This is a genomic window from Moorena sp. SIO4G3, from assembly GCF_010692305.1.
GTDB classification, from domain to species: domain Bacteria; phylum Cyanobacteriota; class Cyanobacteriia; order Cyanobacteriales; family Coleofasciculaceae; genus Moorena; species Moorena producens_A.
Genome location: NZ_JAAHIG010000507.1, coordinates 1 through 5521 on the forward strand (window position 1 = coordinate 1; position 5521 = coordinate 5521).

Annotated in this window: 5 protein-coding genes; 3 read left to right on the top strand and 2 right to left on the bottom strand. The window is 44.2% G+C overall.

Annotation, left to right across the window (positions count from 1 at the left end; genetic code table 11):
• Window positions 1-103: 103 nt before the first annotated feature.
• A complete protein-coding gene (locus F6J99_RS41365; RefSeq protein WP_293122304.1) occupies window positions 104-346 on the bottom strand; it encodes a hypothetical protein in 243 nt (80 codons plus the stop codon).
• A 193-nt stretch (window positions 347-539) separates the two neighbouring features.
• Here F6J99_RS41365 and F6J99_RS41370 point away from each other — a divergent pair, with 193 nt between their 5' ends.
• From F6J99_RS41370 to F6J99_RS41380, 3 genes are all read left to right on the top strand, one after another.
• Window positions 540-695 carry a hypothetical protein gene (locus F6J99_RS41370; RefSeq protein WP_293122307.1) on the top strand — a complete coding sequence of 52 codons (156 nt, stop codon included), beginning with the start codon at window positions 540-542 and terminating at the stop codon, window positions 693-695.
• Window positions 674-2431 carry a sodium:solute symporter family protein gene (locus F6J99_RS41375; protein WP_293122310.1) on the top strand — a complete coding sequence of 586 codons (1758 nt, stop codon included), beginning with the start codon at window positions 674-676 and terminating at the stop codon, window positions 2429-2431. The genes F6J99_RS41370 and F6J99_RS41375 overlap by 22 nt, the downstream gene beginning before the upstream one ends.
• 321 nt (window positions 2432-2752) lie before the next feature.
• Window positions 2753-4648, top strand: a complete 1896-nt coding sequence (locus tag F6J99_RS41380) for an abortive infection protein (RefSeq protein ID WP_293122312.1) — start codon at window positions 2753-2755, stop codon at window positions 4646-4648.
• 262 nt (window positions 4649-4910) lie between these two features.
• Here F6J99_RS41380 and F6J99_RS41385 read toward each other — a convergent pair whose 3' ends face one another.
• Window positions 4911-5216, bottom strand: coding sequence for a protealysin inhibitor emfourin (locus F6J99_RS41385; protein ID WP_293122314.1), 306 nt, complete (start codon window positions 5214-5216; stop codon window positions 4911-4913).
• Window positions 5217-5521: the final 305 nt, after the last annotated feature.

The following is a 5521-nucleotide window of genomic DNA, read 5'->3' on the forward strand; positions in this document are numbered from 1 at the left end:
CCTTAGAATAGTGGAGCCTTAATCATAAAGTTTTAACCCTTTTATGCATAGCCTGCTAACCATAAAGGCTCCACTATTCTTGCGGTAACTTCTGACCGTGTCGTTAATAAAGCTTGCCGAGTATCCGAACCGTTGGGTGGAGTTGGCAAGAAGCCCACACTGAACTCAACGAGTCAGTGTGGGAGTATGTCACTAGCAGTGCCTTTCTAATATCAGCAGCATTAACCGCATCTGCCATCTTAAACGTATCGGGTTTATAAATTCCCATTTTTGTGAGGTCTTCGATCATATCCACTGGATCGTTAGGCATATCTTCTGCCATAAATTTCCAGTGGTCAGCGGTCATGTGGAAGCCACCACAAATAATCATAGATCTAATTCACTCAGATTACCTCTTTGGGAATCGAGGTTACCCCATTTTCCCGTTGCCTTTGTAACTGATGAAATTACCATAATTACATATATATGTTGATGTAGTTAGGTTACGGGTGATGCTTCCCAGTGTTTTGTAGCTAAAAGTACATAAGTCTAGATTTTTTTTGCCTCTATCGAAAATCCTGTGCTATTTTAGAATCTTCTTTTCCCGATTCCCGATTCCCGATTCCCGATTCCCGACACTCCCCAGATCGGAATCTGATATGATATCTCAATCCGTGAGCAGCAACCGGAATTTATGCAACTCGTTGATTGGCTGATTGTCCTGGTCTACTTAGTCTTGTCCCTCGGCTTAGGACTATACCTCTCTCGCAAGGCTTCCGGCAGTCTTGTGGATTTCTTTGTTTCGGGGCGATCGCTCCCCTGGTGGTTAGCAGGGACCAGTATGGCTGCCACTACGTTTTCCATAGATACCCCCCTCTACATTGCCGGAGTAGTGGGCAATCGAGGCATTGCTGGCAACTGGGAATGGTGGAGTTTTGGCATATCCCATCTGATCATGATTTACATCTTTGCCCGGATGTGGCGACGTTCAGAAATTGTGACTGATGCCGAACTCACGGAAATCCGTTATGGTGGCTCCATCGCTGCCCTATTACGGGGAACCAAAGCCTTTCTGTTTGCTGTACCAATCAACTGTATTGCCATTGGCTATGCCATGCTAGCCATGGTGAAAGTCGTAGGTGCTCTAGAAATTTGGCAAAGCCTTGGTATTGCCCCCGAAGCCAGTAGTGTAAAACTCTGGAGTGTATTAGGAGTAAGTATTCTAGTCTTAGTCTACGCTGGCTTTGCTGGACTGTGGGGCGTAGTAGCTACAGATTTCTTCCAATTCTTTTTTGCCCTACTCGGAGCAATGATAGTTGCTGTGGTTGCCATTAACCATGTCGGTGGTATTCATCAACTAATCCCAAAAGTGCAGGAAGTCACCCAACAGGATGTACTAGCCTTTTTTCCCCTCACAGTTGGTTCTGGAGGCATTAGTTGGAGTGAAACTGCTGGCATCAGTGCTAGCACATTCTCTGCCTATGTGTTCCTGCAATGGTGGGCATGGCGTCGCAGTGATGGCGGTGGTGAATTTGTCCAGCGCCTGGCCGCATCCAAAAATGAAGCAGATGCCGAGAAAGCCGCTTGGCTATTCAATATCTTTCACTATGTAATCCGGACCTGGCCCTGGATCCTAGTAGCCCTAGCCGCAATGGTAATCTATCCAGATTTGGCAGACCGGGAATTGGGGTATCCCAAACTGATGCTAGATTTTCTGCCAGGAGGGATGCTTGGGATAGTGGTAACCTCCCTGATTGCTGCATTTATGAGTACGGTCTCTACCTCCATTAACTGGGGAGCCTCCTATCTCACTAATGACCTCTATTTGCGCTTTGTTCATCCCCAAGCCTCAGAATCAGAACTGGTCTTAGTGGGGCGGATCGCATCAGTGCTGGTCACGGTTTTAGGAGCAATTGCCGCCTTCTTTGCCACAGACGTTGCCACGGTGTTCCGATTAGTAATTGCCATTGGTACGGGACCGGGATTAGTGTTAATGTTACGTTGGTTCTGGTGGCGGATTAATGCTGCTGCGGAACTAACCGCCATGGTTGCTGGTTTTGTAGTCGGGTTTGGTACCAGTGTCGTACCAGTTATTCAGATTCCTGACTTTGGTTGGCGTCTGCTGGTAACAGCTGGAATTACTGGTGTGTTGTGGATAGTGGTAATGTTACTCACGCCACCAGAATCTGATACCACCTTAGATGAATTTTATCGACGGGTGCGTCCAGCCGGGCCTGGCTGGAAACGTCAGCAGCTTCGCACCGGTTTAGCTCCAATCCAGGATTTGGAACACGATCTAAAACGGGTGCTGGCATCGATATTGCTAATGTTTGGAGCAATGTTAGCTATTGGAGGATTTTTGTTGCTAAAGCCCTTGATCGGTTGGGTGTCTCTGGTAATAGCCGTTCTAGGATGGATGTGGCTGCGTCAGATTAAAGGAAGTAGGGAATAGGGAATAGGGAATAGGGAATAGGGAATAGGGAATAGGGAATAGGGAATAGGGGAAGAGAGGGAAGTGTGCGAAGTGTGGGGAGTGTGGGGCGGGGGCGCGGGAAGTGTGGGGAGACGGAATTATCAATATTATGTTTCTTATGTTTACCTGATCAATTGGAAAGAAGGATTACAGTTTTTGACTTTACCAAAAATTCGTATAGACTTGATTAGGTCTTGCTAGCATGCCTATTCCCTGTTCCCTATTCCCTGTTCCCTATTCCCTGTTCCCTATTCCCTGTTCCCTTCAAAAAACCATAGTTTGGCATCTCATTTTAAAACTATGTTAAAAATTGTTAATCTCCAAAACCCTTTAGTAATCGTCCTGGTTATCCTAATTTTAGTAATCGGGGTGGCATTTTTTATCTACTCTCAAGTCCAGAAAAAACTTACCGAACCGAAACCATCTAACTACGAACTTTGTCGTAACGCTCAGATCAATCAACCTAGCTATTATCCCATCAATCAGACCCTATCATCAAGTCTTTATCAACCCGTTAGTGAGTGGATAGGACGACTGATCCAGCCGCCAAAGAATGAACGAACAACTGATGATTCCGTACTGTTTGAAGTCTACCATGCTGCTCCTGAGTATCAGCATTTGGTGGGACAAATTGTTACCTTAGGATGGAGTAAGGATGCTCCAGGGATCCAAGACTATGTGAAGCGAGTTACCACAGATATTAATTTTAATCAAGCCACTATAAATAGCATGACAGGCGGCACTATCCATCCGGTTCGATTGAATCATCTAAATCGGGTAGGTCCCCTGGAATCGTTGGCTGGAGCGAGACCTGACGATAATGTGATTGTCATGGTAAACAATCCAGTTGTGACTGAGTCAGAAACAAGGACGTCTTTGAGTATTGTTGAAGACCCAGTGCAAATTACCGGTCGCTTCTATGGCTTGGTTACCATTATTAAACGGGAGGCTCAAGAAAGCGATCGCTTTCAAGTATCTCACTTTAATAAAGACTCAAAACAATTTGATGGACCTCAAGAAATTATTCGTATTCCTCAAGTGGTGGCTGACCGGGATGGCATCCCTAGATCTACCAATTCCCAGATTGAAGACTCTCCTCTAAATAGCGCTGGTTGGTATATTTATGGTGCTCAGGATCCTGACGGCATTTTTGTTACCCAAGGGATTGAACCTAGGGCTTTGATGATGCTAGAGCCAGATCAAGTAATTTTGGGAGTTGAGGAAGGCGTAACTTACATTAAGGAAAAAAATTGGGAAAATACCGAACAGCAAAAAAGTACTGCCAAGACAGTTCTGCTGGATCCTTTAGCTGAACAACCAGAGGCGGCGATATCCCGTTGGCAGGAGGGAGACCGGGGAATTGTCATCCATCTTTTTGGCGGAATTGGTGGTAATAAAAAAGATGAACGTGCCATTTTTAATATGGTAACTGGTCACTTTGCCTATGGTATTGCTCATGTAGTGCGTGACCCATTAAGCGATGAATTACGCTTTGATATAGAGTACGATCAAGTTTATGCTAGTAACCCCGATGGCATTGTTTCAGGGTCAATCAAATGGCCGAACTATATGGGAAATTTGCAGCGGGGTTGGTTAGGCGATCGACCTGTTTCTGATGTGATTGTTAAGTTGGATGCAGTCACCCAAGACTACGAGTTTGGTGATATTAAACTATCACCCTTGGACGAATTTAAGCATCAGTTACAAGTAATGATGGCTCGCTACCGCACGGGGGATGGTGACGGTGCAGCATTGGTTTCACCAGCAGAATCCTGTGTGCAAGACTCCAATCAAGCGCTTTATGTAGCCATCCAACAGATAGAAGATGAAGTGAATGCCAATCCTGACATTCAAGAGTGGTTGAAAAGTCATCGAGATCATCCCCAAACTCAGCGATTTCAACAATTATCCGAATTGGGACAAGCACTAGAAAAACAGCTGACTCCCCTAGGAATTGTTCGTAGTGACTGGAAGGAAAATGCTGAAACCTTGGTGGGAGTTGCTACCAGTGACAATCCCATTATCCCGATTCTCCGAGGGCTTGCTAGCTGGCGGACTATACTACCACGAGGTGGTCATGATGAAATCGCTAGTCTTTTGTTAAACCATGGCGCTAAACTTTGGGTTATCCGCACTAATCAAGTGGGAGGATTTGATCCTGATATTATCCCCTATGCTCCGACTACGTTTTTTTAGAATGTAGAATGGAGAATGAAGAATTTAGAATGAAGAATGAAGAATGGAGAATGGAGAATGCAGAATGCAGAATGAAGAATGCAGAATGCAGAATGTATAATTGAGAATGAAGAATGTATAATTGAGAATTTGGAATTATGCCTACATTCTCGATAATCAGTTATCCATATCTTAATTCTTAATTATCCACTCTAAATTCTTAATTATCCACTCTAAATTCTAAATTCTTAATTCTTAATTATTAATTCTAAATTCTTAATTCTTAATTCGACCTTGACCTTGCTATAGTGGTCAAGCGTCTTAGCAAAGGTTGCAGGATATCTGGAACTGCTGTATCACCAATTTCCACAGTTTTTTTCCGTCCAGCGACTTCCACTGTCAGTTTGTAGCTAAACTGATCGGCACCCGGTATTGATGACATCAGCTGGGCTGGTAGGTCAAAGAAACTATTAGTATTAATCATGGCTTGCAGCTGATCAGCTTCTTCTGGCGATAGGGATTCAGTATCAACCTCTGTTGCCATATTCATCCCCATAAAACCGCCACTACGCTCAAAGTATATTTTCATAACACCCCCGTCTTTACTACTAAAATCTTGCTTAGACCATTGTGATTAATTATAGTTATTAATTTTAAGGTGGGCAGTGTCTGGGGTGTGGGGTGTGGGGTGTGGGGTGATGGGGAGAGGGTATTTTCACCTTTAAGGTGAAAAATACCTTTTTATTAAAAAAATTCCCCTCCTGGGAGCAGGGCTGTTTCAAAGTTTAATAAGTTAACGAGAAAAGGAGATAGGGGGATAGGGGGATAGGGGGATAGGGAAATAGCTCAAAATTTTCCGAAAAATCCCCAAATTTAGTCATTAAAATCTGACGA

Bases quoted from the DNA above. Each gene is read 5' to 3' on its own strand.
- F6J99_RS41365 (WP_293122304.1), bottom strand. From the start codon at position 346: ATGACCGCTGACCACTGGAAATTTATGGCAGAAGATATGCCTAACGAT.
- F6J99_RS41385 (WP_293122314.1), bottom strand. From the start codon at position 5,216: ATGAAAATATACTTTGAGCGTAGTGGCGGTTTTATGGGGATGAATATG.
- F6J99_RS41380 (WP_293122312.1), top strand. From the start codon at position 2,753: ATGTTAAAAATTGTTAATCTCCAAAACCCTTTAGTAATCGTCCTGGTT.
- F6J99_RS41375 (WP_293122310.1), top strand. From the start codon at position 674: ATGCAACTCGTTGATTGGCTGATTGTCCTGGTCTACTTAGTCTTGTCC.